This is a genomic window from Tabrizicola sp., assembly GCF_041919135.1.
Lineage (GTDB): Bacteria > Pseudomonadota > Alphaproteobacteria > Rhodobacterales > Rhodobacteraceae > Tabrizicola.
Genome location: NZ_JAYRUJ010000003.1, coordinates 184974 through 211042, shown reverse-complemented (window position 1 = coordinate 211042; position 26069 = coordinate 184974). Strand labels below are relative to the sequence as shown.

Sequence of the window (26069 nt, the reverse complement as noted above, 5' to 3'; positions counted from 1 at the left end):
GCCAGCCAAGGGGGCCAGGGATCATGACATTCGGCAAGGGTCACCACCTGCACCTGATCGACGGCTCGGCCTATATCTTCCGGGCCTATCACGCGCTGCCGCCGCTGACGCGCAAGTCGGACGGCCTGCCGGTGGGCGCGGTCGCGGGCTTCTGCAACATCCTGTGGAACGAGTTGTCGCGGTCGAACGGATCGAACGGGGACAAGGCCGCCACGCATCTCGCGGTGGTCTTCGACCATTCCTCCAGGACCTTCCGCAACGCGATCTACGCCGACTACAAGGCCAACCGCCCCGAGCCGCCCGAGGACCTGCGCCCGCAGTTCCCCCTCACGCGCGAGGCGACGCGGGCCTTCAACGTCGCCTGCCTGGAGACCGAGGGTTTCGAGGCCGACGACATCATCGCCACGCTGGCGAGGCGCGCGGTGGCGGCGGGTGGAAGCTGCACGATCATCTCCTCGGACAAGGACCTGATGCAGCTGGTCGGGCCGGGGATCGACATGTTCGACCCGATGAAGTCCCGCACCATCGGCCCCGACGAGGTGATCGAGAAATTCGGCGTCCCGCCGGACCGGGTGATCGACGTGCAGTCGCTGGCCGGAGACAGCGTCGACAACGTGCCGGGCGCGCCGGGCATCGGGCTGAAGACGGCGGCGCTTCTGATCCAGGAATACGGCGACCTCGACACGCTTCTGGCCCGCGCCGGAGAGATCAGGCAGCCCAAGCGCCGCGACACCCTGGTCGAGAACGCCGACCGCATCCGCATCAGCCGCGAGCTGGTGACGTTGCAGGACGACACGCCCGTCGATGCCACGCTGGAAGATCTGGAGATCCGCCTGCCCGAGGCCGACAAGCTGATGGACTTCCTCGCGAAGATGGAATTCCGCACCCTGACGAAGCGCGTGGCCGACAAGCTGGGCATCGCGCCCCCGTCGCTGCCCGAGGTCTCGCAACTGCAGGTCACCCCCCGCGAGGAGGAGACGAAGTCGAACGAGGAGCCGCTGCCCTTCGACCATGCCTCCTATGTCCGCATCGGCGACACCGCCACGCTGGACCGCTGGATCGCCCGCATCCGCGAGGTCGGCCATGTCGCCGTCGACACCGAGACCACCAGCCTTGACGAGATGCAGGCCGGGCTTGTCGGCATCTCGCTGGCGGTCGATCCGGGGCAGGCCGCCTATATCCCGCTCGGCCATACCACCGGCGGCGGCGACCTCTTCGGCGCGACGGCGCCGGCCCCGGACCAGTTGCCGCTGGCCGAAGTGCTGGCCGCGCTCAAGCCGGTGCTGGAAGATCCGGCCGTGCTGAAGATCGGCCAGAACATGAAATACGACTGGAAGATCTTCGCCCGCCTCGGCATCCGCATCACGCCCTTCGACGACACGATGCTGATGAGCTATGCCATGCAGGCCGGGCTGAACGGTCACGGCATGGACGAGCTTGCCGACCGCTATCTCGGCCATCAGTGCATCCCGATCAAGTCGCTCCTCGGCTCGGGCAAGTCGCAGATCACCTTCGACAAGGTCGCCATCGACGAAGCGGTGAAATACGCGGCCGAGGATGCCGACGTGACCCTGCGGCTCTGGCAGCTTTTCAAGCCGCAATTGCACCGCGCGCGCGTGACCACGGTCTACGAGACGCTGGAGCGCCCGCTGGTCCCGGTCCTGGCCGAGATGGAGATGGCCGGGATCAAGGTCGACCGCGAGGTCCTGCGCGGCATGTCCAACGTCTTTGCGCAAAAGCTCGTGCAGCTCGAGGAGGAGATCCAGTCCATCGCCGGCGAGCCGTTCAATGTCGGATCGCCGAAACAGTTGGGCGAGGTCCTGTTCGACCGGATGCAGGTGCCGGGGGGCGAGCGCGGCAAGACCGGGGCCTATGGCACCGGCGCCGATGTGCTGGAAGACATCACCACGCTGGAGGACAGCCATCCGCAGGGCGCGCGGCTGGCCGCGCGGGTGCTGGACTGGCGCCAGATCGCCAAGCTGAAATCCACCTATACCGACGCGCTGCAACAGGCGATCAACCCCGATACCGGCCGGGTCCATACCTGCTATTCCATCGCCGGGGCGAACACCGGGCGGCTGGCCTCGACCGACCCGAACCTGCAGAACATCCCCGTCCGCACCGAGGAAGGCCGCCGCATCCGCGAGGCCTTCGTCGCCCCTGCGGGCCGGGTCCTGGTGTCGCTCGACTACTCCCAGATCGAGCTTCGCATCCTGGCGCATATCGCCGACATCCCCGAACTGCGCCGCGCCTTCGAGGAAGGGATCGACATCCATGCGCTGACCGCGTCCGAGATGTTCAACGTGCCGCTGGACCAGATGACCCCGGACATCCGGCGCAAGGCCAAGGCGATCAACTTCGGCGTGATCTACGGCATCTCCGGCTTCGGCCTCGCCCGCAACCTGCGCATCCCCCGGGCCGAGGCGCAGGGCTTCATCGACCGCTATTTCGAACGCTTTCCCGGCATCCGCGGCTATATGTCCGATACTGTCAAATTCGCGCAGTCGAACGGCCATGTGCAGACGCTTTTCGGTCGGAAAATCCATACGCCCGAAATCAACGCCAAGGGTCCGGGGGCAGGTTTCGCCAAGCGCGCGGCGATCAACGCGCCGATCCAGGGCACGGCGGCCGACGTGATCCGCCGCGCGATGATCCGCATGCCCGCCGCCATCGCGGGGCTGGACGCGAAGATGCTTCTCCAGGTCCATGACGAACTTCTGTTCGAGGTGGCCGAGGCCGACGTCGCCCGCCTGATCCCGGTCGCGAAGGAGGTGATGGAAAGCGCCGCCCGTCCCGCCGTCGCGCTGAAGGTCCATCTCGCGGTCGAGGCCGGGCAGGGCCCGACCTGGGCGGCGGCGCATTGACGGGGGCCTGACCCCCGGATTTCCCGGCCGGGGGCAGCGCCCCCCGGCCAGGGCCCCCGGTCAGGCCGGCTCGATCATCCGGCCGATCGGGCGGCCGCCCAGGATGTGCAGGTGGTAATGCGGCACCTCCTGGTGCCCGTGGTCGCCGGTGTTCGAGATCGCGCGGAACCCGTCCTCGCCCGACAGGCCCAGGATCGCGCAGGTCTTGGCGATGGTGCGGTGGAAATCGACGATCTCCTCCTCGGATCCTTCGGCCGCGAAATGGTCAAGGCTGACATAGGCGCCTTTCGGGATCACCAGGACATGCACCGGGGCAAGCGGCCGGATGTCGTGGAAGACCAGCGTATGCGGGGTCTCCATCACGGTCCGGTTCGGGATCTCGCCCCGCAGGATGCGCGCGAAGATATTGGTGGGGTCGTAGGTCCAGCCCATGGGCACAGCCTTTCTTCAATCGACGAACAGATAGTCGGTGGCCGCGATCTTGTGCGCCACTTCCACCGGGATACCTAGGAATTCGGCCAGGGGCGAGGCGTTTTCCTCGGGGCTGGCGGATTGGCGGATGCGATGGTGGCCGGAAAGATCCATGTCGCGCAGCCGGTCGCTCTCGAAGCGGATGTCGTAGCGGATCGTGGGCAGAAGCCGCGCCAGCGCCGCCGCCGGGCTGTGCGGCCCGGCCAGCCCGACGCGGCGGGCGTGGCCGATCAGGTAGTCGTCGCTGAAGTCGCAGCCGATCTCCAGAAGCCGCACCTGCGCCCGGTCGGCGTAGAAGTCCTTGATCAGGTCGGTCGAGGCGGGATCGAGGCACAGCACCAGCCGGTCGGTCCCCCAGTAGTCGAACAGCATCCGCACCAGCGCGCGGCGATGGCGCATCCGCTTTTCCAGCCGGCTCTGGATGCCGCCAAGGTCGGGCAGGGGGGTGGCCTCCTCGTCGAACAGATAGTCCACCGCCGGCAGTCCGGTCACCTGGCGCACCCGCTCGACCAGGCGCTTGGCCACATGCCATTTCTTGCAGGTCACCAGCATCAGCGTGCGCGCATGGCCAAGGCTGGCCTCGGCCTCCCAGAAGCGGGGGGCGAAGCGGCGCCCCTCGCGGCCGCGGGCGGTCAGGAAGGCGAACTGCCGCTTGCCGTCGCCGCCGGTGTCGAAGCTGCGCCCGGTCTCGGCGTAAAGCGCGCCAAGGCTGTCCTTCAGCAGCTTCGCTTCGGGGCTGATCTTGCGGGCGAACAGGTAGTCCTGGCCAAGCAGCAGATCGAGATGGTCGTCGTGGAAGGTCACCGGCATCCCGTAATCGGTGAACATCAGGAACGTGAGCGTCCGCTTGCGCAACTCGCGTTCGGGGACCAGATGGGCGACGAGGGTCTGGAAGAAGGTCTCGTCCGGGATCCAGGTGGTGCGGAAGAAGCGCACCAGGTCGCGCCGCCTTGCGACCAGGTCCAGCACCGCCTCGACCGTGCGGCGGCGCAGGCACCACCACTGGCTGCCGATGCGCATCTTCAGGTCCGCGGGCACCCGGCGCGTCAGCCCCAGCCGCTTCTGCCAGTCGACCGAGGCATAGAACAGCCGTTTGTGCCGGCGCTCGTTGAACCAGTGGCGGCAGGTCAGCCGTTCTTCCCGGATCCCGGTCTTGATCCAGTCCGAGGTGAAGAAGTCGAAGCTCTCGATGTAATCCACATCCTCGGCCTCCAGCCGCCGATGCGCATATTCCGCCGTCTTGACCGGCATGCAGTCGCCCGAGAGCATGTAGAAATGCGTGGCCGCGGGAAAGGCGGCCTCGGCGGCGCGCAGGGCCTCCAGCGTCGCGGCGACCAGGCTCCACTCCCCCCAGCCGCATTTCACCCGCCGCCGGGTGAAGGTCACGCGCGGATTGCCCTCCAGCGCGCTGCGGATGCGGGCATGGTCGGCGGGATTGGCGCGGGCGTCGAAATGGATCGCGATGCCGTCGCCCCCGGCCGTCAGACGCAATGCCTGGGCGATGATCCCCTCGGGGTCCTTGTGGCAAAGCAGGATAAAGGCAATCTGCGTCATGCTGCGCACTGGCTACACCGGGACCTCCGGCATCCCTAAACCGTGGCAAGCTTCCTTGAAAAGCCCCAAGTTGTCTGCTTGATTGCCGCAGTCTTCGTGCAGTTGCTCATTTCTGCAGGATGTCCTTGGAAGGAGCGTGGCATGGGTTTCCCCGGAACCTGGATGACCGAAAGCGAAAGCGTCGTCTACCGCGTGGTGCCGAAATGCGCCTGCTCGACCATCGGGCAGATTCTGTACTATTCCGACCACGGCCGGTTCTTCGACGGCGACATCCACGATTCCAGCACCGGCCTGCACAAATGGGCGCAGGAGCATAGCCAGCCCCGGATCGAGGCGGTGGTGCGCGGCCGCAAGGCCCTGGCCTTCACCTGCGTGAGGAACCCCTACACGAGGATCCTGTCCTCGTTCTTCGACAAGATCTGCGGCATCCAGCGCAACGGCAGGCGCTACCGGGGCAATCTGGTGCCGCTTCTGGTCCAGAAATACGGGGTCGAGGTCGGCGGCGAGGACGGAAGGCAGGAGTTCGACCAGATCGCCAGTTTCCGCCGCTTCCTTCTTTTCGCGCGCGACACCATCCGCTTCAAGAAGCCGATGGAGCCCGACATCCACTGGTCGGCGATGGCGGGCCATGTCTCGACCTTCATCGTCAACGGCGGGCGCTACGACCGGATCTTCTTCACCGAGGATTTCAATGCCGGGATGCAGAATGTGCTGGACGGGATCGAGGTGCCGCATCCGGTGGACCTGGCGACGATCCCGCGCTTCAACGAAAGCGAGGGCCACGGGCCGAAGCGCGCCCATCCGGTCGAGGCCTATTTCGACGATCTCTCGATGCATCTGATGTGGGAAATCTACAAGCGGGACTTCCAGCTGTTCCGCTACGACTTCGACAACCCCGCCAACAAGATGCCGAAGGGCCCCGTCGACCTGGACGAGGTGCACGCCAAGCTGGGCGACTGAGCCGCGCCTGTTCAGTGATCGTCGTGGGCGTGTTCGCGGTCGATGACGTAGCGTTTGTCGCAATAGCCGCATTCGACCCAGCCGATGTCGGCCGGGATCGTCAGCCAGACGCGCGGATGGCCAAGCGCGCCCTCGCCGCCGTCGCAGGCCACTTTCCAGCTGGTAACGATCTGGGTCTCGGGGGCATCATCGCGCATGGGCCGGGTCCTGTCTGCTGTCGCTGCCCGCTTTTAGCTGCCACTGCCCTCCGGACACAAGGGACAGAGCGCCGCCCCGGCACCGAAAACCACCCCCTCGACGGGGGGGCAAGCCCGGCGCCCCTATCCCCCGATCAGCGCCCCGCGCGACTTCAGCGCCGCCAGCCAGCCCAGGCCCTGCGCCGTTCCCCTGGCGGGGCGGTATTCGGCGGCGATCCAGACCTCGGGGCAATGGCTGTCGATCTCGTCGCAAAGGTCGGGCAGCGAGAAGCCGCCGCCGCCCGGCTCGTTCCGGGCCGGGAAGCCTGCGATCTGGACGTGGTTGATCCGGTGGCGGTGCTCGGCCCAGACGGCGCCCGCGTCGCCATGCAGGCGCGCCGCATGCCAGAGGTCGAACTGGAGCCCGATCCGCGGATCGCCGATGTCGTCCAGGATGCGGGCGGCCTGATCGTAGTCGTTCAGGAAATAGCCCGGCATGTCGTCGGGGTTCAGGGGCTCGACCGTCAGGGTCAGCCCCGGCGCCTCGGCCAGCGCCCAGACGAGGTTTTCCGCATAGCACTGCTCCGCCTGCGGCCCCTTGGCGACGCCCGACATCACATGCACCCGCCCCGCCTTCAGCCGCGTGGCATATTCCGCCGCGCGCAGGAAGCTCTCGCGGAAGCGCAGTTCCATCCCCGGCACGGCGGCAAATCCCCGGTCGCCCGAGGCCCAGTCGCCCGGCGGCGTGTTGATCAGCGCCAGCGGCAGGCCGTTCAGCGCGGATTCCCAGTCGCTCATCGGCTGGTCATAGGGGAACAGGACCTCGACCCCGTCAAAGCCCGAGCGCACCGCCCAGTCGGGGCGGTCAAGCATCGGAACCTCGGTGAAAAGAAGCGTCAGGTTGGCGGCGAAACGGGGCATGTCTGATCAGGGCAATTCCGACGAGGGGATGACCGGGAAGAACTGCCCCGAGGACCACAGGCCGAACCACTTATGCCCGTCATGCTCGTGATGGCAACAAAGATCGACCAGCCGGTAGAAGGATTTCCGGTCCACCAGCGCCCATAGATTGCTGCGGATCAGGATATAGGGCGACGGCTCGCCGCTCTGCGGGTCGCGCTCGACGCGCAGGGGATGGTCCGGGCCAAGCGCCGCCACATCCTCGGTCCTGGTGGTGAAGGTCAGGATCTGGTCGCGCCCCGCGCCCGCTACGTCGAAGTCGATGGCCAGGAGCGGCGCGTCGTCGACCCGGATCCCGACCTTCTCGACCGGGGTGACAAGGAAATAGTCGTCGCCCTCGCGCTTCAGGATCGAGGAGAAGAGCTTCACCAGCGGCGCGCGTCCGATGGGCGTGCCAAGGTAGAACCAGGTCCCGTCCCGGGCGATGCGCATGTCGAGGTCGCCGCAGAACGGCGGATTCCACAGGTGAACGGGCGGCGGGCCCTTGGTTCCGGCGGCCTTGAGGGCGGCGGCGAGCGTATCTGCGCTGGGTTTCGACATGGATGCGCACTCTAGCGGCGTCTCGTGCGGGTGCAACGGGGGATGGCGGCCGGGGTTCCGGCGCACGGCCGCCAGGGGCCAGATTTCCTGAGCGAGAAATCTGTCAAAATCCTTGCTCAAGGATTTTGGCTCCCGATGCTGGCGACCCTCTCACGATCATTTGTGTCAAGGTGCCTTTTGCCATTTGTGCCCGCCGGGATAACTCGCTTTACTGACCGCGTATCACCCTGAAGGGAGCATCAGGCATGGCCGACACCAAGGCGCTTGTGGCGGAAATCGAGGCTCTGGGCGCCACGCTGGGCCAGGCCAAGGCCTCGATCAACCGCCGCTTCATCGGGCAGGAGAAGGTGGTGGACCTGGTGCTGGCCAGCCTGCTTTGCGGCGGCCATGCGCTGCTGGTGGGCCTGCCGGGGCTGGGCAAGACCCGGCTGGTGGACACGCTGGGCACGGTGATGGGGCTGAAGGCCAACCGCGTCCAGTTCACCCCCGACCTTATGCCCGCCGACATCCTGGGCTCCGAGGTGCTGGAGACGGCGGCCGACGGCAGCCGCTCGTTCCGCTTCGTCGAGGGGCCGATCTTCTGCCAGCTCCTGATGGCGGACGAGATCAACCGCGCCAGCCCCCGCACCCAGTCGGCGCTGCTGCAGGCGATGCAGGAAAAGGAAGTGACCATCGCCGGCCAGCACCGCCCGCTCGGCCGGCCCTTCCACGTCCTCGCCACCCAGAACCCGATCGAGCAGGAGGGCACCTATCCCCTGCCCGAGGCGCAGCTGGACCGCTTCCTGGTGCAGGTCGATGTCGAATACCCCACGCGCCAGACCGAACGCGACATCCTGATCGCCACCACCGGGGCCGAGGAGGCCGAGGCGCATCAGGTCTTCACCGCCGAGGACCTGGTCAAGGCGCAGGCCGTGATCCGCCGGATGCCGGTGGGCGAGCAGGTGGTCGAGGCGATCCTGGATCTTGTCCGCGCCTGCCGTCCCGGCGAACCCGAGGGGCGCGAGCTGGCCGACAGCCTGAGCTGGGGCCCCGGCCCCCGCGCGGCGCAGGCGCTGATGCTGACGGTGCGGGCGCGCGCGCTGCTGGACGGGCGACTGGCGCCCTCGGTCCCGGATGTGGCGGAACTGGCGCAGGCGGTGCTGGTACACCGCATGGCGCTCAGCTTCGCCGCCCGCGCCCGGGGCGAGACGCTCTCGGGCATCATCGCCCGCACCACCGGCCGCGTGCTGGGCCTCGAGGCGGCGGCGTGAGCACCAGCCCCGACCTCCGGTCTCGCGCCGAGGCGCTGGGGCAGACCCTGCCGCCGCTCCTGGCCGAGGCCGAGATGCTGGCGGCCACGGTCATGCTGGGCGAGCATGGCCGCAGGCGGGCGGGGCTCGGGGATGAATTCTGGCAATACCGACCCGCGCATCAGGGCGATTCGGCGCGGATGATCGACTGGCGGCGCAGCGCGCGGTCGGACGCGCATTTCGTGCGCGAACGCGAATGGCAGGCGGCGCAGTCGGTGACGATCTGGGTGGACCCCTCGCGGTCCATGGCCTTCACCGGCGACAGGTCGCGCCCGGCCAAGGCCGACCGGGCAAGGCTCCTCGGCCTGGCGCTGGCGGTCCTTCTCCTGCGCGGCGGCGAGAGGGTGGGCCTCGCGGGCCTTGCCGCCCCCCGCGCGGGCCGGACCCAGCTTTTGCGGCTGGCCGCGCGGCTGGCGGCGGGGGACGGGACCCAGGATTACGGCGCCCCCGAAACCGAGGGCATGGCCAGCCACGGCCGCGCGGTCTTCCTGTCGGATTTCCTGGGCGACCTGTCCGGCATCGAGGCCGGGCTGGCCCGCGCCGCCGACCGGGGGGTGAAGGGCGTGCTCCTGCAGGTCCTCGACCCGGCCGAGGAGGAATTTCCCTTCGACGGCCGCACGATCTTTGAATCCATGGGCGGCAGCCTGCGGCACGAGACCCGCCAGGCCGGGGAATTGCGCAGCCGCTACCTCTCGCGCCTGGCCGAGCGCAAGGACCGGCTGGCCACGCTTGGCCGCGCGGTCGGCTGGCATTTCAGCACGCATCACACCGGCCAGCCGGCGCAATCGGCGCTGCTCTGGGCCTATGCCGCGTTGCAGGGGGGGCGGTAGATGTTCACCCTTGGTCCGATCGGCTTTGCGACCCCCTGGCTCCTTCTCGCGCTGACCGCGCTGCCGGTGCTGTGGTTCCTCCTCCGCGCCGTGCCGCCCGCGCCGATCCGGCGGCGCTTTCCCGGCGTGGCGCTGCTGCTGGGCCTGAAGGATGACGAGGCCGAGACCGACCGCACGCCCTGGTGGCTGCTTCTGTTGCGGATGCTGGCGGTGGCGGCGGCGATCGTCGCCTTCGCCGGGCCGATCCTGAACCCCGAGGCGCGGGTCGCCGGCTCGGGTCCGCTGCTGGTCGTGGTCGATGGCGGCTGGGCGGATGCCCGCGACTGGCCGCGCCGGGTGGAGAAGGCCGAAGCCCTGGTCGCCGAAGCCGGGGCCGCGGGGCGCCCGCTGGCGCTGGTCCGGCTGAGCGACGCCCCCGAGACGGCGGCGTTCCAGACCGCCGAGGCCTGGACCGGCCGGGTCGCGGCGCTGGAGCCCCAGCCCTGGGCCCCGGCGATGGAGCCCTGGGCCGGGGCGCTGCCCGAGGGCAGGTTCGAGACGGTCTGGCTGTCCGACGGCCTTGACCACCCCGGACGCGGGGCGCTTCTGGCCGCGCTGCAGGGCCGGGGCACCGTCCGGGTGATCGAAAGCCCGCGCCCCGTCCTTGCCCTGCATCCGGCGCGCTTCGACGCGGGCAAGGTCGTGCTGGCCGCCAGCCGGATGCCTGCCGCCGATGCGCTCCAGCTCGAGGTTCTGGCGCGCGGCCCCGACCCTTCGGGGATCGAGCGGGAACTGGCCCGCCTGCCCCTGGCCTTCGCCGCCGGAGAGGCGCGGGCCGAGGCCACGCTGGACCTGCCGCCCGAATTGCGCAACCGGATCACACGCTTCGAACTCGCCGCCACCCGGACGGCCGGGGCGGTCAGCCTGGCCGACGACAGCCTGAAGCGGCGCAAGGTCGCGCTGATCGGCGCCGGGCCGGACCAGGAGGGGCTGCAACTGCTTTCGCCGCTGCACTACCTCCGCCAGGCGCTGGAGCCGGTGGCCGAACTGATCGAGGGCAGCCTGTCGGACGTGGTGCTGGCCAATCCCGATGTGGTGGTCCTGGCCGATGTCGCCCGCCTGACACAGGGCGAATCCGATGCCCTGACCGAATGGGTCGAGGCGGGGGGCCTCCTGCTCCGCTTCGCCGGGCCGCGCCTTGCCGCCTCGGACATCAGCCGCTTCGAGGAGGACCCGCTTCTCCCCGTCCGCCTGCGCGAGGGCGGCCGCACCGTCGGCGGCGCGATGAGCTGGGGCGAGCCGAAGGCGCTGGCCCCCTTCGCGGAAGGCTCGCCCTTCTACGGCCTCGTGGCGCCGGCGGATGTGGTGGTGCGGGCGCAGGTGCTGGCCCAGCCCGACCCGCAGCTTGCCGAACGCACCATCGCCGCGCTGGAGGACGGGACGCCCCTCGTCACCCGCAAGGCGCTGGGCGACGGGCAGGTGGTGCTGGTGCATGTGACGGCCAATGCGGAATGGTCCTCGCTGCCGCTTTCCGGCCTTTTCGTCCAGATGCTGGAGCGGCTGGCGGTCTCGACCCGCGCGGCGCTGCCGGGGGCGGCGGAACTGGCGGGCCAGACCTGGGTGCCCGAGGAACTGCTGGATGCCTGGGGCCGGTCGCAGGACGCCGGCGAGATGGGCGGCGTCGCGGGCGAGGCCCTGGCCGCAGCGATCGCCGCTGGCCCGACGCTCGCCCTGCCGCCGGGGCTTTACGCCGGCGAGGATCGCCGGGTGGCGCTGAACGTGATTGGGCCTGAGACGCGGTTTCTTCCCGCAGACTGGCCGCCCTCGGTCCCCGTCGAGGGGCTGGAGCGGCCCGAGGCGCAGGCGCTGAAAGGGGCCTTCCTGACGGCGGCGCTGGCGCTTCTGCTGCTGGACGTGCTGGCGGCGCTCTGGCTCGCGGGGCGGCTTTCCGGCCTGCGGCGCGGGGTGGCGGTGCTGGCCCTGGCGCTGCTGCCGCTGGCCCCCGATGCCCGCGCGCAAGAGGCGATGCCCGACGACGCCCTGGCGCTGGAGGCGACGACCGCCGTCGTTCTGGCGCATGTGCTGACCGGCGACGCCAGGGTGGACGACATCGCGCAGGCCGGGCTGCTGGGCCTTGGCGACAAGCTCTGGCAGCGCACCTCGGTCGAGCCGCAGCTGCCGATAGGCGTCGACATCGAACGCGACGAACTGGCCTTCTTCCCCTTCCTCTACTGGCCGGTGACGGCGGACCAGCCCACCCCCTCGGCCAAGGCCTATGACAAGCTGAACCAGTATCTGCGCACCGGCGGCATGATCCTGTTCGACACCCGCGACGCCGATGTGGCGGGCTATGGCGCGGCGACGCCGGAAGGGCAGGCCCTGCAGCGCATCGCCGCCGGGCTGGACGTGCCGCCCCTGGAACAGATGCCGCCCGACCATGTGCTGACCCGCACCTTCTATCTTCTGCACGATTTCCCCGGCCGCCATCCGCGCGGCCCGATCTGGGTCGAGGCCGCGCCCATGGCCGAGGCGGAGGCGCCCGAGGGGATGCCCTTCCGCAACCTGAACGACGGCGTGACCCCGGTGGTGATCGGCGGCAACGACTGGGCGGCCGCCTGGGCGGTGGATGACGGCGGCGTGCCGCTTTTGCCGGTCGGCCGCGGCATGGCGGGCGAACAGCAGCGCGAGATCGCCTGGCGCTTCGGGATCAACCTGATCATGCATGTGCTGACCGGCAACTACAAATCCGACCAGGTCCATGTGCCGGCCCTGCTGGAAAGGCTGGGGCAATGAACGCCTCGCTTGCCTATGCGCCGCTGGTCGGCTGGGGGCTGATCGCGGCGCTGGCCGGGCTTGCCCTGGCGCTGGTGGCGCTCGCGCTCTGGCGCGGGCTTCCGGGCTGGTGGCTGCGGGCGCTGGCCCTGGCCGCGCTTCTGGGCGCGCTGGTCAACCCCGCCCTGCAGGAGGAGGAACGCGCGGGCCTGTCCGACATCGTGATCCTCGTCGTCGACGAAAGCGCCAGCCAGTCGCTGGGCGACCGCAGGGCGCAGACCGCGGCCGCCGTGGCGGCGGTCGAGGCCGAGGTTGCGGCGCTGCCGAATACCGAACTGCGCATCCACCGCCTCGGCGACGGCGAGGAGGACGCCGGAACCCTGGCGCTGACCGCCCTGGCCGAGGCGCTGGCCGAGGAACCCCGCGCAAGGGTCGCGGGCGCGATCGTGATCACCGACGGGCGCACGCATGACCTCGGCCTGGTCCCGAACCTGCCGGCGCCGCTGCAGGTCCTGCTGACGGGGCATGAGGACGATTGGGACCGCCGCCTCGTGGTGAAGAACGCCCCCGCCTTCGCCATCATCGGCGAGGAGTTCGTCCTTGACCTGCGCATCGAGGACGTGGGCGCCCCGCCCCCCGGCGCGACCGAGGTGGCGCTGACCATCAGCGTCGATGCCGAGGAACCGGCCACCTATACCGTGCCTCTGAACGAGGATCTGGAACTGCCAGTCACCCTGCCGCATGGCGGGGTGAACGTGCTGCAATTCAGCGTGGCCCCGGTCGAGGGCGAGCTGACCGACCGCAACAACGCCACCGCGATCCAGATCAACGGCGTGCGCGACCGGCTGCGGGTGCTGCTGGTCTCGGGCGAGCCGCACGCCGGCGAAAGGGTATGGCGCAATCTGCTGAAATCGGATGCCAGCGTCGATCTGGTCCATTTCACCATCCTGCGCCCGCCGGAAAAGCAGGACGGCGTCCCGGTCGAGGAACTGTCGCTCATCGCCTTCCCGACGCGCGAGCTGTTCGTCGAGAAGATCGAGGAATTCGACCTGATCATCTTCGACCGCTACCGGATGCGGGGCATCCTGCCGATGTCCTATATCGAGAATGTGGTGAACTATGTCAGGAACGGCGGCACCGTGCTGGTCGCCGCCGGGCCGGAATATGGCGCGGTGGACAGCCTCTACCGCTCGCCCCTCGCGCAGATCCTGCCGGTCGCCCCCACCGCGCAGGTGGTCGAGGAAGGCTTCCGTCCCGCGCTTACCGATCTTGGCCGCCGCCATCCGGTGACCGAGGGGCTGGAGGACGCGGCCCCCGAAGGCGGCTGGGGCCGCTGGTTCCGCGCGATCGAGGTCGAGCAACTGGCGGGCCAGGTGCTGATGACCGGCCCGCGCGACCTGCCGCTTCTGGTGCTGAACCGGGTCGATCAGGGCCGGGTGGCTGTGCTGGCCTCGGACCACGCCTGGCTCTGGGGCCGGGGATATGAGGGCGGCGGGCCGCAACTGGAACTGCTCCGGCGGCTGGCGCACTGGATGCTGAAAGAGCCGGAGCTGGAGGAGGAGACCCTGACCGCCACCGTCTCGGGCGAGGCGATGACGATCACCCGCCGCTCGATGCTGGAGGAACCGCCGGGGCCGGTCACGATCACCGGGCCGGACGGGGCGCAGGTCGTGGTCGGGATGCCCGAGGTCAGCCCCGGCAAGTACGAGACCCTCTGGCAGGCCCCCGCCCTGGGCCTGTACCGGCTGGAGCAGGGCGACCTGGTGCGCGTCATCGCCGTCGGCCCCGCCGCCCCGCGCGAATTCGTCGAGACCATCGCCTCGGGCGCCGATCTCGCGCCGCTGGCCGAGGCGACGCGGGGCGGCGTGACGCGGATCGAGGCCGGGCTCCCGGACATCCGCGCCGTGTCCTCCGGCCGCCCGGCCCTGGGCCGCGGCTGGATTGGCGTGACCCCGCGCGAGGCCTATCTCACCACCGACGTGACCGTGGTGCCGTTCCTGCCCGCCTGGGCCTGGCTGCTGCTGGCGGCGGGGCTGGCGGTGCTGGCCTGGCTGGTCGAGGGCAGGAAGGGGGCGAAGGCGGGCTGAGGGACGTCCCGCAGCCTCGCCGGGCAAGACGGTCGAAACACTTGGCTCGAATCGCCGCCCGCCCCATTCTTGCCGCATTTCAGGGCGGGATTTTGCGATGACGGATGCGGATGTGGTGGTCGTCGGCGCGGGCGCGGCGGGGCTGGCGGCGGCGAAGCGGCTGATCGGCCAGGGCCTGCGGGTCACGGTGCTGGAGGCGATGGACCGGATCGGCGGCCGGGCCTGGACCACCTCGACCGATTTCGGGGTGCCCTTCGACATCGGCTGCGCCTGGCTCCATGCCGCCGACCGCAACCCCTTCTTCCCCGAGGCGGTGGCGGCGGGCTGGACCCTGCGGCATCACGACATGGGGCTGGATCACCTCTGGTTCGGCAAGCGCAAGGCCGGTGCGGCGGAAATGGCGGCCGAGGTGCGGGCGGCGGCAGAGCTGGCGGCCTGCATCGAGCGGCACCGGGGCGCGAGCGACCGGCTGTCGACGCTGGTCGAGGCCTGCCACGGCCTTCGGGCCAGCGCGACCTTCGCCGGGCCGATGGATTATGGCGCCGACGACGATGAGATCAGCGTGACCGACTTCCGCAGCGCGGCCGAGCTGGACCCGAACTACCTCACGAAGGAAGGCTTCGGCGCGCTGATCCACCGCTGGGGCGCCGATGTGCCGGTGACGCTGGCCACCCCGGTCCGCCGCATCCGCTGGGACGGCCCGGGGGTGGAGGTGGTGACCGACAAGGGCACGATCCGGGCGAAGGCGGCGATCGTGACGGTCTCGACCGGGGTCCTGGCCTTCGAGGAGATCGCCTTCACCCCCGACCTGCCCGACGGCCATCTGGAGGCGATCTTCGACCTGCCGATGGGCCTTCTGACCAAGATCCCGCTGCGTATCGAGGGCAGCCGCCTCGGCCTGCAGCCCTTCGACGACCTGCTGATCGAACGCCACGCGCGGCACGACCTCTATTTCCTCGCCTTTCCCTTCGACCTCGACCTGATGGTCGGCTTCGTCGGCGGCGATTTCGCCTGGGAGATGGAGGCGGCGGGCCGCGCGGCGGCGGTGGATTTCGTCACCGACCGGCTGGTGGAGGTCTTCGGCGCCTCGGCGCGAAAGGCGGTGACCGGCGGCGCGATGACGAACTGGAGCGCCGAGCGCCATGTCCGGGGCGCCTATGCCGCCGCCCGGCCCGGAAAGGCCCATGCGCGGGAGGTCCTGTCGCGCCCGGTGGGCGAGCGGATCTGGTTCGCCGGCGAGGCCCTGGCCGGGGGCCTGAAGCAGACCGCCGGCGGGGCGCGGCTGTCGGGCGAGGCGGTGGCGGGGAAGGTGGCGCTATGGCTCTCGCATCAGGATGACGCGGCGTGACTGGCTGGCGAATTCGCGCCGCAACAGGACGCCGGTCGCCAGCGTGTTGCCGATGATCAGGCCCCAGGGACCCAGCAGCCAGCCAAGCGCCGCCAGCGCGAAATAGATCGACCGCAGGCCCCGGTTGAAGCTTCTCGCCGCGGTGATGTTGATCTCGGCCGCCTGTCCGGCGCGGTGGAAGGCGACGGGATCGGCGGGGTCGTTCGGCACGGCGGCCATCAGGATCGAGCAATAGCCGAAAAGGCGATGCGCCCAGACAAATTTCAGAAGCGCATTGGCCAGGAAGCCGATCACCGGCAGCATCCGCAGCGCAAGGTCCGGCCCGGTCCCCGCCAGCGGCAGGTCGCCCGCCAGCCGCTGCACCGCCCCCGCATTGCCGATCAGCGCCACCCCGCCGCCGATCGCGATCATCGAGGCCGAGGCGAAGAAGGCCGTCCCCTGCCGCAGCGAGTCGATCAGCGTGGCGTCGAAGATCCGGGGCTGGCGGGTGACGAAGGTCCGCATCCAGTCGCGCCGGTAGTCCTGCATGATCAGCGAGACGGAGGGATGGCGGCGCGGCGGGCTTTCGATCAGCCAGCTCGCCAGGAACCAGGCTGCCACGAGATAGCCAAGCGCGGCGGCGTCGAGCAGCGGAAGGGGACCGAAGGGCAGCATGGCCACAGGTTAGGCGGGCGGCGGCGCTTTGGGAAGCGGATCGATTCCGGCTTGTGATCTGGGCGATTGGTTATATTATCTTACCAATCATCAGGGGGCTTGCCGATGCAGATGCCAAGGCCGGATCAGGGCGTGCTCGCCCGCAAGGCGCGGATCGTGGCGCTTCTGCGCGCCGTCCTGCCCCCCGACGCGGTGATCGACGCGCCCGAGGAGTTGCGCGCCTACGAATGCGACGCGCTGACCGCCTACCGCTGCCCGCCGCTGGCCGCCGTCCTGCCACGCTCGACGGCCGAGGTCTCGGCCGTGCTGCGCACCTGCTGGGAGGAGGGGGTGCCGGTGGTGCCGCGCGGCTCGGGCACCAGCCTGGCGGGGGGGGCGATGCCGACGGCCGACAGCGTGATCCTTGGGGTCGCGCGCATGAACGCGGTGCTGGAGACCGACTACGAGAACCGCTTCATCCGGGTGCAGTCGGGGCGCACCAACCTGTCGGTAAGTGGCGCGGTCGAGGCGGAGGGGTTCTTCTACGCCCCCGACCCCTCCAGCCAGCTTGCCTGCGCGATTGCCGGGAATATCGCGATGAACTCGGGCGGGGCGCATTGCCTGAAATACGGGGTGACGACGAACAACCTTCTGGGCGTGACGCTGGTGCAGATGGACGGCACCGTGGTCACCCTGGGCGGACCCTGGGGCGAGCCTTCCGGCATCGACCTTCTGGGCGTGGTCTGCGGCTCCGAGGGCCAGCTGGGTGTCGTCACCGAGGCCTGGCTCCGCATCCTGCCGAAACCCGAGGGCGCGCGGCCGGTGCTGGTGGGCTTCAACTCGAACGAGGTCGCCGGGGCCTGCGTCGCCGACATCATCCGCGCCGGCATCCTGCCGGTGGCGATCGAATTCATGGACCGCCCCTGCATCCGCGCCACCGAGGCCTTTGCCAAGGCGGGCTACCCGGATTGCGAGGCGCTGCTGATCATCGAGGTCGAGGGATCGGAGGCCGAGATTGCCGAACAACTCTCTCGCATCCGCCAGATCGCCATGGCCCACGACCCGGTGGAATTCCGCGAGGCGGCGGACGAGGATCAGGCCCGCCGTATCTGGCTGGGCCGCAAGTCGGCCTTCGGCGCGATGGGCCAGATCAACGACTACATGTGCCTCGACGGGACGATTCCCGTGTCGTCGCTCCCCCATGTCCTGAAGCGCATCGGCGAGATGAGCCGCGACTTCGGCCTGGATGTCGGCAATGTCTTCCACGCCGGCGACGGCAACATGCACCCCCTCATCCTGTTCGACGCCAACCGGCCCGGCGACCTGGAACGCTGCGAGGCCTTCGGGGCCGAGATCCTGAAGCTTTGCGTCGAGGTCGGCGGGTGTCTCACCGGCGAGCATGGGGTGGGGATCGAGAAGCGCGACCTGATGGCGGTGCAGTTCGCCCCCGCCGACATGGAGGCGCAGATGCGGGTGAAGGATGTGTTCGACCCGAAATGGCTCTTGAACCCGGCGAAGGTCTTCCCGCTGGAGGCAAGCGCGAACCGACGCCCCGGATGACCGCCCCAGGAATTATCGGCGAATATTCTTGGGGCCCAGGATGGAATGATGCGACCAAAGACCGAGACGGAACTGGCTGAGGCCATCGCGGGGACCAGGACCCCGCTTCTGCTGCGCGGCGGCGGCACCCGGACCCTTGGCCATGCCGTGGGCGAGGTGCTGGAGACCGGCGGCCTGGCGGGGGTGGAGCTGTACGAGCCGGGCGCGCTGACGCTGGTGGTGCGGGCAGGCACCCCGCTGGCCGAGGTGGACCGGGTGCTGGCGGCGGAACGGCAGCGGCTGGCCTTCGAGCCGCCGGACCTGCGCGGCCTTCTGGGGCGCGAGGGGGTCTCGACCATCGGCGGCGTGCTGGCCGCCAATGCCTCCGGCCCGCGCCGGGTGCAGGCGGGCGCGGCGCGGGACGCCGCGCTCGGGGTGCGCTTTGTCGATGGCGCGGGGACGGTAGTGAAGAACGGCGGCCGGGTGATGAAGAACGTCACCGGCTATGACCTGGTGAAGCTTCTCGCAGGCAGCCGGGGCACGCTGGGCGTCCTCTCCGAGGTCAGTTTCAAGGTCCAGGCCCTGCCCGAGGCCGAGGCGACGCTGGTGATCGAGGGGCTGGACCGCGAGGCCGGGCTGGCGGCGCTGCGCCGGGCGCTCGGCTCGCCCTTCGACGTCTCGGGCGCGGCGCGGCATTCCGGGCGCAGCCTGGTCCGGGTCGAGGGGATGGCCGGCTCCGTCGCCTACCGGCTGGGCCGGTTGCGCGCGCTTCTCGGCGGCGAGGCGACGGTGGCCGAGGACGCCGCCTCCGCCGCGCTCTGGCGCGAGGTGCGGGACGTGGCGCCCTTCCACGGCAAGCCGGGCGAGGTCTGGCGCATCGCGACCCTCCCCACGCTTGCCGCCGAAGTGGTCGCGCGGCTGGAGGGGCAGGCGCTCTGGGATTGGGGCGGCGGGCTGATCTGGCTTCTGGTCGAGCATGGCCGCGGGGCGGAGGTCGCCGCGACCCTGGCCGGACGCGGCCACGCGACGCTGGTGCGGGGCGAGGGCGGGCCGGTCTTCCCGCCGGAAGCGCCCGAGGTGGCGGCGCTGGTCGCCGGGCTGAAGGCGAGGTTCGACCCGCGCGGGATCCTGAACCGGGGGATGAAGGGCTGATGCAGACGAATTTCACCCCCGAGCAACTGGCCGACCCCGGCATCGCCCGCGCGAACGAGATCCTGCGCGCCTGCGTCCATTGCGGCTTCTGCACCGCGACCTGCCCGACCTACCAGGTGCTGGGCGACGAGCTGGACAGCCCGCGGGGCCGCATCTACCTGATCAAGGACATGCTGGAAGCGGGCCGCCCGGCCGACGCCAGGACGGTCAAGCACATCGACCGCTGCCTCTCCTGCCTCGCCTGCATGACCACCTGCCCGAGCGGCGTCCACTACATGCATCTGGTGGACCACGCCCGCGCCCATATCGAAAAGACCTACCGCCGGCCCTTCATGGACCGCGCCTTGCGGGCGGTGCTGGCGCGGGTGATCCCCTATCCGGGCCGCTTCCGGCTGGCGCTCTTCGGGGCCCGGCTGGCGAGACCCTTCGCGCGCTTCCTGCCGGATGCCCGGCTTCGCGCCATGCTGGCGCTGGCGCCGAAGCAGATCCCGCCGGTCAGCCGCAACGACGATCCGCAGGTCTTTCCCGCCCAGGGCGAACGGCGGCTGCGGGTCGCGCTGATGACCGGCTGCGCGCAGAAGGCGCTGAACACCGACATCAACGACGCGACCATCCGCCTCCTGCGCCGTCTCGGCTGCGAGGTCGTCGTCGCCAGGGGCGCCGGCTGCTGCGGGGCGCTGACGCATCACATGGGGATGCAGGACCTGTCCCATTCCAGCGCCGCCGCCAGCATCCGCGCCTTCATGGCCGAGAAGCGGGCCGGGGGCCTGGATGCCATCGTCATCAACACCTCCGGCTGCGGCACCACGGTCAAGGACTACGGCCACATGTTCCGCAATGACGCGCTGGCCACGGATGCGGCCACCGTCTCCGGGCTGGCCAAGGACGTGAGCGAGCTTCTGGCCTGGATCGGCCTGCCCGAAGGCGCGCCCAGGGGCCTGCGCGTCGCCTATCACGCCGCCTGCTCGCTCCAGCACGGCCAGCAGATCAAGGCCGCGCCGAAGGATCTTCTGAAACGGGCGGGGTTCGAGGTGGTGGAGCCCGCCGACAGCCATCTCTGCTGCGGCAGCGCGGGGACCTACAACCTTCTGCAACCCGAACTCAGCGCCGAGCTGAAGCGCCGCAAGGTCGCCACGCTGGAGGCGAAATCCCCGCAGGTGATCGCGGCGGGCAATATCGGCTGCATGATGCAGATCGGCTCCGGCACCGGGGTGCCGGTGGTGCATACGGTGGAACTGCTGGACTGGGCGACCGGCGGGCCAAGGCCGCGCGCTTTGGGCTGAATGTTCGGGAACTGACATTTCAAGCCACAAACTGGCGGCAAGAGCCGATGGAATTGTTCTGAATATCCAGCCGGTCCCGCACCCCAGCCGCCCGACCGATCCGATGCTTCCCGCGCCCCGGCCCGCTCCGCTCTTGCGCGACGGGCCAAAAGAGCGCCAAACTGGGCGCGAACAGGGGGAAGCGATGCGTCATCTTGGTCCCGTGCTGGTCGCGCTGGCGCTGGTCCTCTCCGGCCGGACGGCGGCGCAGGAGACGGCGATCGTCAGCCTCCAGACCGCCGACGACGCCCGCGGCTGGGATGCGGTCGGCAAGCTGGTCCTGGGTGATCACGGCTTTTGCACCGGCGCGCTGATCGCGCCGCAGCTCGTCCTGACCGCCGCCCATTGCCTTTACGACCGCAGCACCGGCGTGCAGATGCGCGCCGAGGAGATCGAATTCCAGGCCGGGTTCCGCAACGGCCGCGCCATCGCCTACCGCACCGTCGCCCGCGCCGTCACCCATCCCGACTACCGCTACGTCCCGGACGACCAGCTGGAGCGGGTCTCGGTCGACCTGGCGCTGCTGGAACTCGCCCAGCCGATCCGCCTGCCCTCGCTCACCCCGTTCGAGACCGGCGCCACCCCGGTCGAGGGCGACAAGGTCGGCGTCGTCTCCTATGCCCAGGGCCGCGAGGAGGCGCCCTCGATCCAGAAGGTCTGCGCGGTGCTGGCCGAACGGCCCGAGGCGCTGATCCTGACCTGCGACGTCGATTTCGGCTCTTCCGGCTCGCCGGTCTTCTCGCTTGGCGACGGGGTGGCGCGGGTGGTCTCGGTGATCTCGGCCAAGGCCGAGATCGACGGGCGGAAGGTCGCCCTGGCCGTGCCGCTGGCCGAACCCCTGGACCGGCTGCGCAGCGCGCTGGCCGAAAGCAAGGCGCAGGGCAGCGCCGGGGTCGGAACGGTAAGGATGCTCTCGGGCGGGCAGGGGGCCGGGGCAAAGTTCGTCCGGCCATGAGGGGTCTGCTTCTGGCCCTGCTGCTGCTGGCCCCGCCCGCCCTTGCGCAGGACGGTCTGGACCGGCTGACCACGCGCGAGGATCTGCGCGGGTTCGAGCCGGTGGGCCGGGTCGATCTTGCCGAAGGCGGCTTCTGCACCGGGGCGCTGATCGCGCCGGATCTGGTCTTGACGGCCGGCCACTGCGTGCTGCGCGACGACGGAACCCCGGTTCCCGCCGAAACCATCACCTTCCGCGCCGGCCTGGCCGAGGGGGTGGCGCTGGCCGAATCCGCCGTCCTGCGCACCGTGGTCAATCCCGGCTTCACCGCCCGCGATCCGGCCCCGGCGGCAGAACTGGAACTGGACGTGGCGCTGCTGGAACTGGCGACGCCGATCCCGACCGGCCTGATCTCGCCCTTTTCCGTGGCCCTGCCCGGCACGGGCGACGAGGTCAGCGTCGTCTCCTATGCCGCCGGGCGCGAGACGGCGCTGTCCTGGCAGCCGCTCTGCCATGCGCTTGACCGGCAGGGGGCGCTGATCGTCTTCGATTGCGACGTGGACCACGGCTCCTCGGGCGCGCCGGTGCTGGACCGCTCGCATTACCGGGCGAAGATCGTGTCGATCATCTCCTCCGGCGGCGTGGTGCAGGGACGGCGCGTCGCCATCGGGATGGAACTGCCCTCGCGCGTCGCGGCGCTCAAGGCCGAGTTGCGCGCCGGACGGGCGACCAGCGTTGCCGCCCCGGGGCCCGAGCGCAAGGCGGGCAAGCGCATCTTCCCCGGCAGCGGCAAGGACGGGACCGGCGCCCGCTTCGTCACACCCTGACGGGTCTTGAAAGGCCGTTTTCCGCTTCCTACCTCAGTCGCATCCGGGTGCCATGACGGGCCCGGAGAAACCTGCCTTGCCCCCGCAAAGGGAAGGCCCCTGACATCGCTTCCAGGAGGATGACAATGCGCAGCCTTGATTTCGCGCCGCTTTACCGTGCCACCGTCGGCTTCGACCGTATCGCCGACATGATGGACCGTGTTCTTTCCAGTGACGGCACCCAGCCGACCTATCCGCCCTACAACATCGAAAAGACCGCCGAGGATGCCTATCGCATCTCGATCGCCGTTGCCGGTTTCGCGCCGGAGGAACTGAGCGTCGAGGTCAAGGACGGCAACCTGCATGTCTCGGCCCGCAAGGCCGCCGACGAAACCGGGCGCGTCTACCTGCACCGCGGCATCGCCACCCGCGCCTTCGAGCGCCGCTTCGCCCTTGCCGATCACGTCCGCGTCGCGGGCGCGGTGCATGAGCACGGGATGCTGCATGTCGATCTCCTCCGCGAGACGCCCGAGGCGCTGAAACCGCGCCGGATCGAGATCGCCCGCGCGAACGACACCACCCCGGTGCTGGAAGCCAAGGCCGAAACGGTCAACTGATCCGCCCTTTCGGGATGTTCATCGGGCGCGCCGGACCTCCGGCGCGCCCTTTGTCCGTTCAGGGTTTGGCAACGTGCCAGACGCCGTTGACACCGTCGCCGGTCATGTCGCCCGGCTTTGCGTCCTTGACCCAGAGATAGAGCGGCATCTGCTTGTAGGTCCATTGCTTCGTGCCATCGGTGCGGTCGGTCAGGCCGTAGTCGCCCTCTGCCGCCGCGTCGGCGGCGGCGGCCAGCGGCGGCCAGTTCGCGGCGCACTGATCATAGCAGGACGACATGCCGTCCTTGTCCTCGTCATAGGTATAAAGCGTCATGCCATTGGCATCGGTCAGGATGCCGTCCTTCTCGACCACGGCCGTGACTTCGGCAAGGGCCGGGGCGGCCAGAAGGGCCAGTGAAAGGGCAAGAGCGGGAAATCGGGTCATGGGAACCTCCCATAGGCTTCGCGGGCCGGAAGCCGGGCAGGGGGCCGGGGCGGCCTCCCGGCGCAACAACGCGGCCGGGCGGTTTTCGCCCCGTCCCGGCCCCGCTTTCACGCGCAAGTGATCAGCGATCCAGCGCCTGCGCCAGCCGCATCAGGTTCACCGCCTCGGCCCGGTAGCCGAAGCCGTCCTCGCCCCGGTTTGCCTGTGCCAGCGCGATCGCCTCGTCCCAGCCCCAGTCGCCCAGGTAGACCGAGCCTTGCAGAAGCTGCCCGAAGCCGGCGATGGCGGCGGCAAAGCGGGTTTCCGTGCTGGCCGCCTCCGTCCCGGTGATCGGCGTTTCCACCAGCGTCGAGCTATCTTCACCCGGCGCCTTCCAGCGCAGCCGCAGGAAGCCAAGCTCGCCCGCCGTCCCCTCCGCCGGGGCCGCGCCATAGCGCAGCGGGTCGTTCAGCAGCGCGTTGGACCCCGGCGCCGTCACCTCGTAGATCGCCGTCACCTGCGTCCCCGCGCCGATCTCGCCCGCGTCGACCTTGTCGTTGTTGAAATCCTCGCGCCGGAGGCTGCGGGTCTCATAGCCGATCAGCCGGTATTCCGCGACGGTGGCCGGGTTCCATTCGACCTGGATCTTCACGTCATCCGCAATCGGGAACAAAGCCCCGGTCAACTGGTCGACCAGCACCTTCCGCGCCTCGGACAATGTGTCGATATAGGCCGCCGTCCCGTTCCCGTTCTGCGCCAGCGCCTGCATGATCGCGTCATCCAGATTGCCGCGCCCGAAGCCCAGCACCGAGAGGTAAGTCCCCGTCTCGCGCTTCTTCGCGACGTAAGATTCCAGCCCCTCGGGGTCGTCGATGCCCACGTTGAAGTCGCCATCGGTGGCCAGCAAGATCCGCGTGACCTCGCCCTCGGCCTTCATCCCCTCGGCCACCTGATAGGCCAGTTCCAGCCCCTCGGCCCCGGCGGTGGAGCCACCGGCGGCAAGGTTGTCCAAGGAGGCCATGATCGCCGCCCGGTCCTGCGCCGCCGTCGGCGGCAGCACCAGACCCGCCGAACCGGCATAGGTCACGATCGACACCTGATCCTCCGGCCGCAGTTCCGCCAGCATCAGCGACAGCGACTGCTTCAAGAGCGGCAGCTTGTTGGCATCCTCCATCGAGCCGGAGGTGTCGATCAGGAACACCAGGTTCAGCGGCGGCCGCGCGGTCACTTCCGGCAGCGCGCCCTGGATGCCGATGGTGACAAGCCGCGTGCCGGGGTTCCAGGGCGTCGGCATCACCGAAACGGTCGAGGCAAAGGCGGCATCCCCCTCCGGCGCCGCATAGGCATAGGGGAAATAGTTCACCATCTCCTCGACCCGCACCTGATCCGGCGTCGGCAGGTAGCCCCCGGTCAAGGAGGACCGCACCACCGCATAAGAGGCGGTATCCACGTCGATCGAGAAGGTCGAGACCGGCTCCTCCGCCGTCACCTTCACCGGGTTCGGGGCCTCGTTGGAATAGGCCTCGGTGTTCTCGACCGGCGGCGGCATCAACTCGGGTTCGGCGGCGAGGGAAGTGGCGGGGGCGGCGACATAGCCCATCGCGCCGCCCGCACCAGCCGGGGCCTCGGCCCGCCGCCGGGTTTCGCTGTCGGCGATCATGCCCTCCACCGGGGCGGCGGGCAGGGCCGCTTCGGCCTGCTCCGGCATCGGCGCCTCAACCATCGGCTCCGCCTCGGCCACGGTGACAGAGGCGGCGTCGTCGCTCTCGGCCGACCGGGCCAGTTCATCGACCGCCACTGCCTTGGCTTCCGGCTTCGGCGCAGCGGCATCGTCGCCGGTCGCGACCACGGCCTCGGCACCCGCGGGCGGAGTCGACGTGGCGTTGGCGTCGGCGGTTTCGGCCGCCGGCTCGGGTCTCGGGGCGACCACGGTCGGCTTGCCGATGCGCAGGTCGGCCACCGGCAGGATCACCGCGACACCGATGATCAGCGCCGCGACCGAGGTGGTGGCGGCAAGGGCCGGGCGGGAGGTCAGATAGTGGAACATGCGACGTACTCCGTTCAGGGGGGCCGCTTTGCTGCGGTCCTCACTGGAACGTGACGCGTCCTGCGATCCTTGGAGCGGATCGTGCAGTCGGTCGAAATTTTCCACCGCCAGCGCCATCGCCCGCGCCTTGGCATCCCCATCCGGGGCAGGGGCCGCCTTCAAGGCGGCGCGAAGGTCGTCAAGCTCGTCGCTCATTTCGCCTCCTCCTTCGCCATGGCCCGCAGGCGCTTCTTCACTTCGCTCATCCGCCAGGCGATCGTCCCCTCGGAGACGCCCAGCACCACCCCCGCCTCGGCCTGGGTCATTTCCTCGCCCAAGACCAAGGCGACCGTATCACGCAATTCCGGCGAAAGCTGCGTCATCGCCTGCGCCAGCCAGCCGGCGGCCTCGGCCTGCACAGCGATCTCGTCCTGCCGCGCGATCTCCCAGTCGCCCCAGCCCTGCGAAGCCCGGGAGCGCGTGGCCTGCCGCCGCCGCAGGTCATGCGCGGCGTTCACCACCACCCGGTAAAGCCAGGTGGTGAACCGCGCCTCGCCCCGCCAGTTCCGCAGCTTTGCTGGCAGGGCGGCGCAGATGTCCTGCGCCAGATCTTCGGCCTGATCCTTCGCCCCGGTCAGCCGCCAGGCAAGACCATGGATACGGTCGTAATGCCGCCCGACCAGCGCGGCAAAGGCCGCCCGGTCGCCCTGGGCGGCGGCAGTCGCAAGCATCTCGTCGGACCTGTCCATCTGCATCACGTTAGCTGTGACGCAACCGTCCCCGCAATCCTTGGGCCGGGCCCGGAAA

22 protein-coding genes are annotated in these 26069 nt (G+C 69.8%); 13 read left to right on the top strand and 9 right to left on the bottom strand.

Going from position 1 to position 26069, the window contains the following annotated elements:
- Window positions 1-23: 23 nt before the first annotated feature.
- A complete protein-coding gene (gene polA / locus ACE3UA_RS04090) occupies window positions 24-2864 on the top strand; it encodes a DNA polymerase I (protein ID WP_374642788.1) in 2841 nt (946 codons plus the stop codon).
- Window positions 2865-2924: 60 nt separating this feature from the next.
- On the opposite strand, the gene ACE3UA_RS04085 is transcribed toward polA, so the two are convergent.
- Window positions 2925-3296: an HIT domain-containing protein gene (locus ACE3UA_RS04085; RefSeq protein ID WP_197642626.1), complete on the bottom strand. Its 372-nt coding sequence runs from the start codon at window positions 3294-3296 to the stop codon at window positions 2925-2927.
- A 15-nt stretch (window positions 3297-3311) separates the two neighbouring features.
- Window positions 3312-4889: a DUF5928 domain-containing protein gene (locus ACE3UA_RS04080; RefSeq protein WP_374642786.1), complete on the bottom strand. Its 1578-nt coding sequence runs from the start codon at window positions 4887-4889 to the stop codon at window positions 3312-3314.
- Window positions 4890-5030: 141 nt separating this feature from the next.
- On the opposite strand from ACE3UA_RS04080, the gene ACE3UA_RS04075 reads away from it, so the two are divergent.
- The gene (locus ACE3UA_RS04075; RefSeq protein ID WP_374642784.1) at window positions 5031-5849 is read left to right on the top strand and encodes a sulfotransferase family protein; all 819 of its coding nucleotides are present in this window, start codon (window positions 5031-5033) and stop codon (window positions 5847-5849) included.
- A gap of 11 nt (window positions 5850-5860) precedes the next feature.
- Here the strand turns inward: ACE3UA_RS04075 and ACE3UA_RS04070 are convergent, their stop codons facing one another.
- The 3 genes from ACE3UA_RS04070 to ACE3UA_RS04060 all read right to left on the bottom strand — a co-directional run bounded on the left by ACE3UA_RS04070 (window position 5861) and on the right by ACE3UA_RS04060 (window position 7525).
- Window positions 5861-6046, bottom strand: coding sequence for a zinc-finger domain-containing protein (locus ACE3UA_RS04070; protein ID WP_197642629.1), 186 nt, complete (start codon window positions 6044-6046; stop codon window positions 5861-5863).
- A 123-nt stretch (window positions 6047-6169) separates the two neighbouring features.
- Window positions 6170-6946 carry a hydroxypyruvate isomerase family protein gene (locus ACE3UA_RS04065; RefSeq protein WP_374642781.1) on the bottom strand — a complete coding sequence of 259 codons (777 nt, stop codon included), beginning with the start codon at window positions 6944-6946 and terminating at the stop codon, window positions 6170-6172.
- Window positions 6947-6952: 6 nt separating this feature from the next.
- Entirely contained in the window at window positions 6953-7525 is a 573-nt protein-coding gene (locus tag ACE3UA_RS04060) for a DUF1285 domain-containing protein (protein ID WP_374642779.1), read from the bottom strand.
- 245 nt (window positions 7526-7770) lie between these two features.
- Here ACE3UA_RS04060 and ACE3UA_RS04055 point away from each other — a divergent pair, with 245 nt between their 5' ends.
- The 5 genes from ACE3UA_RS04055 (at window position 7771) to ACE3UA_RS04035 (ending at window position 15830) form a co-directional block, all read left to right on the top strand.
- The gene (locus tag ACE3UA_RS04055; RefSeq protein ID WP_374642777.1) at window positions 7771-8775 is read left to right on the top strand and encodes an AAA family ATPase; all 1005 of its coding nucleotides are present in this window, start codon (window positions 7771-7773) and stop codon (window positions 8773-8775) included.
- Window positions 8772-9644, top strand: coding sequence for a DUF58 domain-containing protein (locus ACE3UA_RS04050; protein WP_374642775.1), 873 nt, complete (start codon window positions 8772-8774; stop codon window positions 9642-9644). The genes ACE3UA_RS04055 and ACE3UA_RS04050 overlap by 4 nt, the downstream gene beginning before the upstream one ends.
- Complete coding sequence (locus ACE3UA_RS04045) at window positions 9645-12416, top strand: DUF4159 domain-containing protein (protein WP_374642773.1); 2772 nt, start codon at window positions 9645-9647, stop codon at window positions 12414-12416.
- Entirely contained in the window at window positions 12413-14482 is a 2070-nt protein-coding gene (locus ACE3UA_RS04040; RefSeq protein WP_374642771.1) for a hypothetical protein, read from the top strand. Before ACE3UA_RS04045 ends, ACE3UA_RS04040 begins: the two co-directional genes overlap by 4 nt.
- A 97-nt stretch (window positions 14483-14579) precedes the next feature.
- Complete coding sequence (locus ACE3UA_RS04035; protein ID WP_374642769.1) at window positions 14580-15830, top strand: flavin monoamine oxidase family protein; 1251 nt, start codon at window positions 14580-14582, stop codon at window positions 15828-15830.
- Here ACE3UA_RS04035 and ACE3UA_RS04030 read toward each other — a convergent pair.
- Entirely contained in the window at window positions 15798-16484 is a 687-nt protein-coding gene (locus tag ACE3UA_RS04030; protein WP_374642767.1) for a DUF599 domain-containing protein, read from the bottom strand. The genes ACE3UA_RS04035 and ACE3UA_RS04030 overlap by 33 nt on opposite strands.
- Window positions 16485-16589: 105 nt before the next feature.
- Between ACE3UA_RS04030 and ACE3UA_RS04025 the strand changes: the two genes are divergently transcribed.
- The 6 genes from ACE3UA_RS04025 to ACE3UA_RS04000 all read left to right on the top strand — a co-directional run bounded on the left by ACE3UA_RS04025 (window position 16590) and on the right by ACE3UA_RS04000 (window position 22833).
- Window positions 16590-18023 (top strand): FAD-linked oxidase C-terminal domain-containing protein, encoded by a 1434-nt coding sequence (locus ACE3UA_RS04025; RefSeq protein WP_374642765.1) that lies wholly within the window; start codon window positions 16590-16592, stop codon window positions 18021-18023.
- Between the two features lie 48 nt (window positions 18024-18071).
- The gene (locus ACE3UA_RS04020) at window positions 18072-19154 is read left to right on the top strand and encodes an FAD-binding protein (RefSeq protein WP_374642763.1); all 1083 of its coding nucleotides are present in this window, start codon (window positions 18072-18074) and stop codon (window positions 19152-19154) included.
- Window positions 19154-20437 (top strand): glycolate oxidase subunit GlcF, encoded by a 1284-nt coding sequence (gene glcF, locus ACE3UA_RS04015; RefSeq protein WP_374642761.1) that lies wholly within the window; start codon window positions 19154-19156, stop codon window positions 20435-20437. The genes ACE3UA_RS04020 and glcF overlap by 1 nt, the downstream gene beginning before the upstream one ends.
- A 184-nt stretch (window positions 20438-20621) precedes the next feature.
- A complete protein-coding gene (locus ACE3UA_RS04010) occupies window positions 20622-21431 on the top strand; it encodes a serine protease (RefSeq protein WP_374642759.1) in 810 nt (269 codons plus the stop codon).
- Entirely contained in the window at window positions 21428-22237 is an 810-nt protein-coding gene (locus tag ACE3UA_RS04005) for a serine protease (RefSeq protein ID WP_374642757.1), read from the top strand. The genes ACE3UA_RS04010 and ACE3UA_RS04005 overlap by 4 nt, the downstream gene beginning before the upstream one ends.
- Window positions 22238-22362: 125 nt before the next feature.
- Complete coding sequence (locus ACE3UA_RS04000; protein ID WP_374642755.1) at window positions 22363-22833, top strand: Hsp20 family protein; 471 nt, start codon at window positions 22363-22365, stop codon at window positions 22831-22833.
- Between the two features lie 58 nt (window positions 22834-22891).
- On the opposite strand, the gene ACE3UA_RS03995 is transcribed toward ACE3UA_RS04000, so the two are convergent.
- The 3 genes from ACE3UA_RS03995 to ACE3UA_RS03985 all read right to left on the bottom strand — a co-directional run bounded on the left by ACE3UA_RS03995 (window position 22892) and on the right by ACE3UA_RS03985 (window position 26011).
- Complete coding sequence (locus tag ACE3UA_RS03995) at window positions 22892-23257, bottom strand: hypothetical protein (protein WP_374642753.1); 366 nt, start codon at window positions 23255-23257, stop codon at window positions 22892-22894.
- Window positions 23258-23378: 121 nt separating this feature from the next.
- Window positions 23379-25478 carry a von Willebrand factor type A domain-containing protein gene (locus ACE3UA_RS03990; RefSeq protein WP_374642751.1) on the bottom strand — a complete coding sequence of 700 codons (2100 nt, stop codon included), beginning with the start codon at window positions 25476-25478 and terminating at the stop codon, window positions 23379-23381.
- Complete coding sequence (locus ACE3UA_RS03985) at window positions 25475-26011, bottom strand: RNA polymerase sigma factor (protein ID WP_374642749.1); 537 nt, start codon at window positions 26009-26011, stop codon at window positions 25475-25477. Before ACE3UA_RS03985 ends, ACE3UA_RS03990 begins: the two co-directional genes overlap by 4 nt.
- Window positions 26012-26069: the final 58 nt, after the last annotated feature.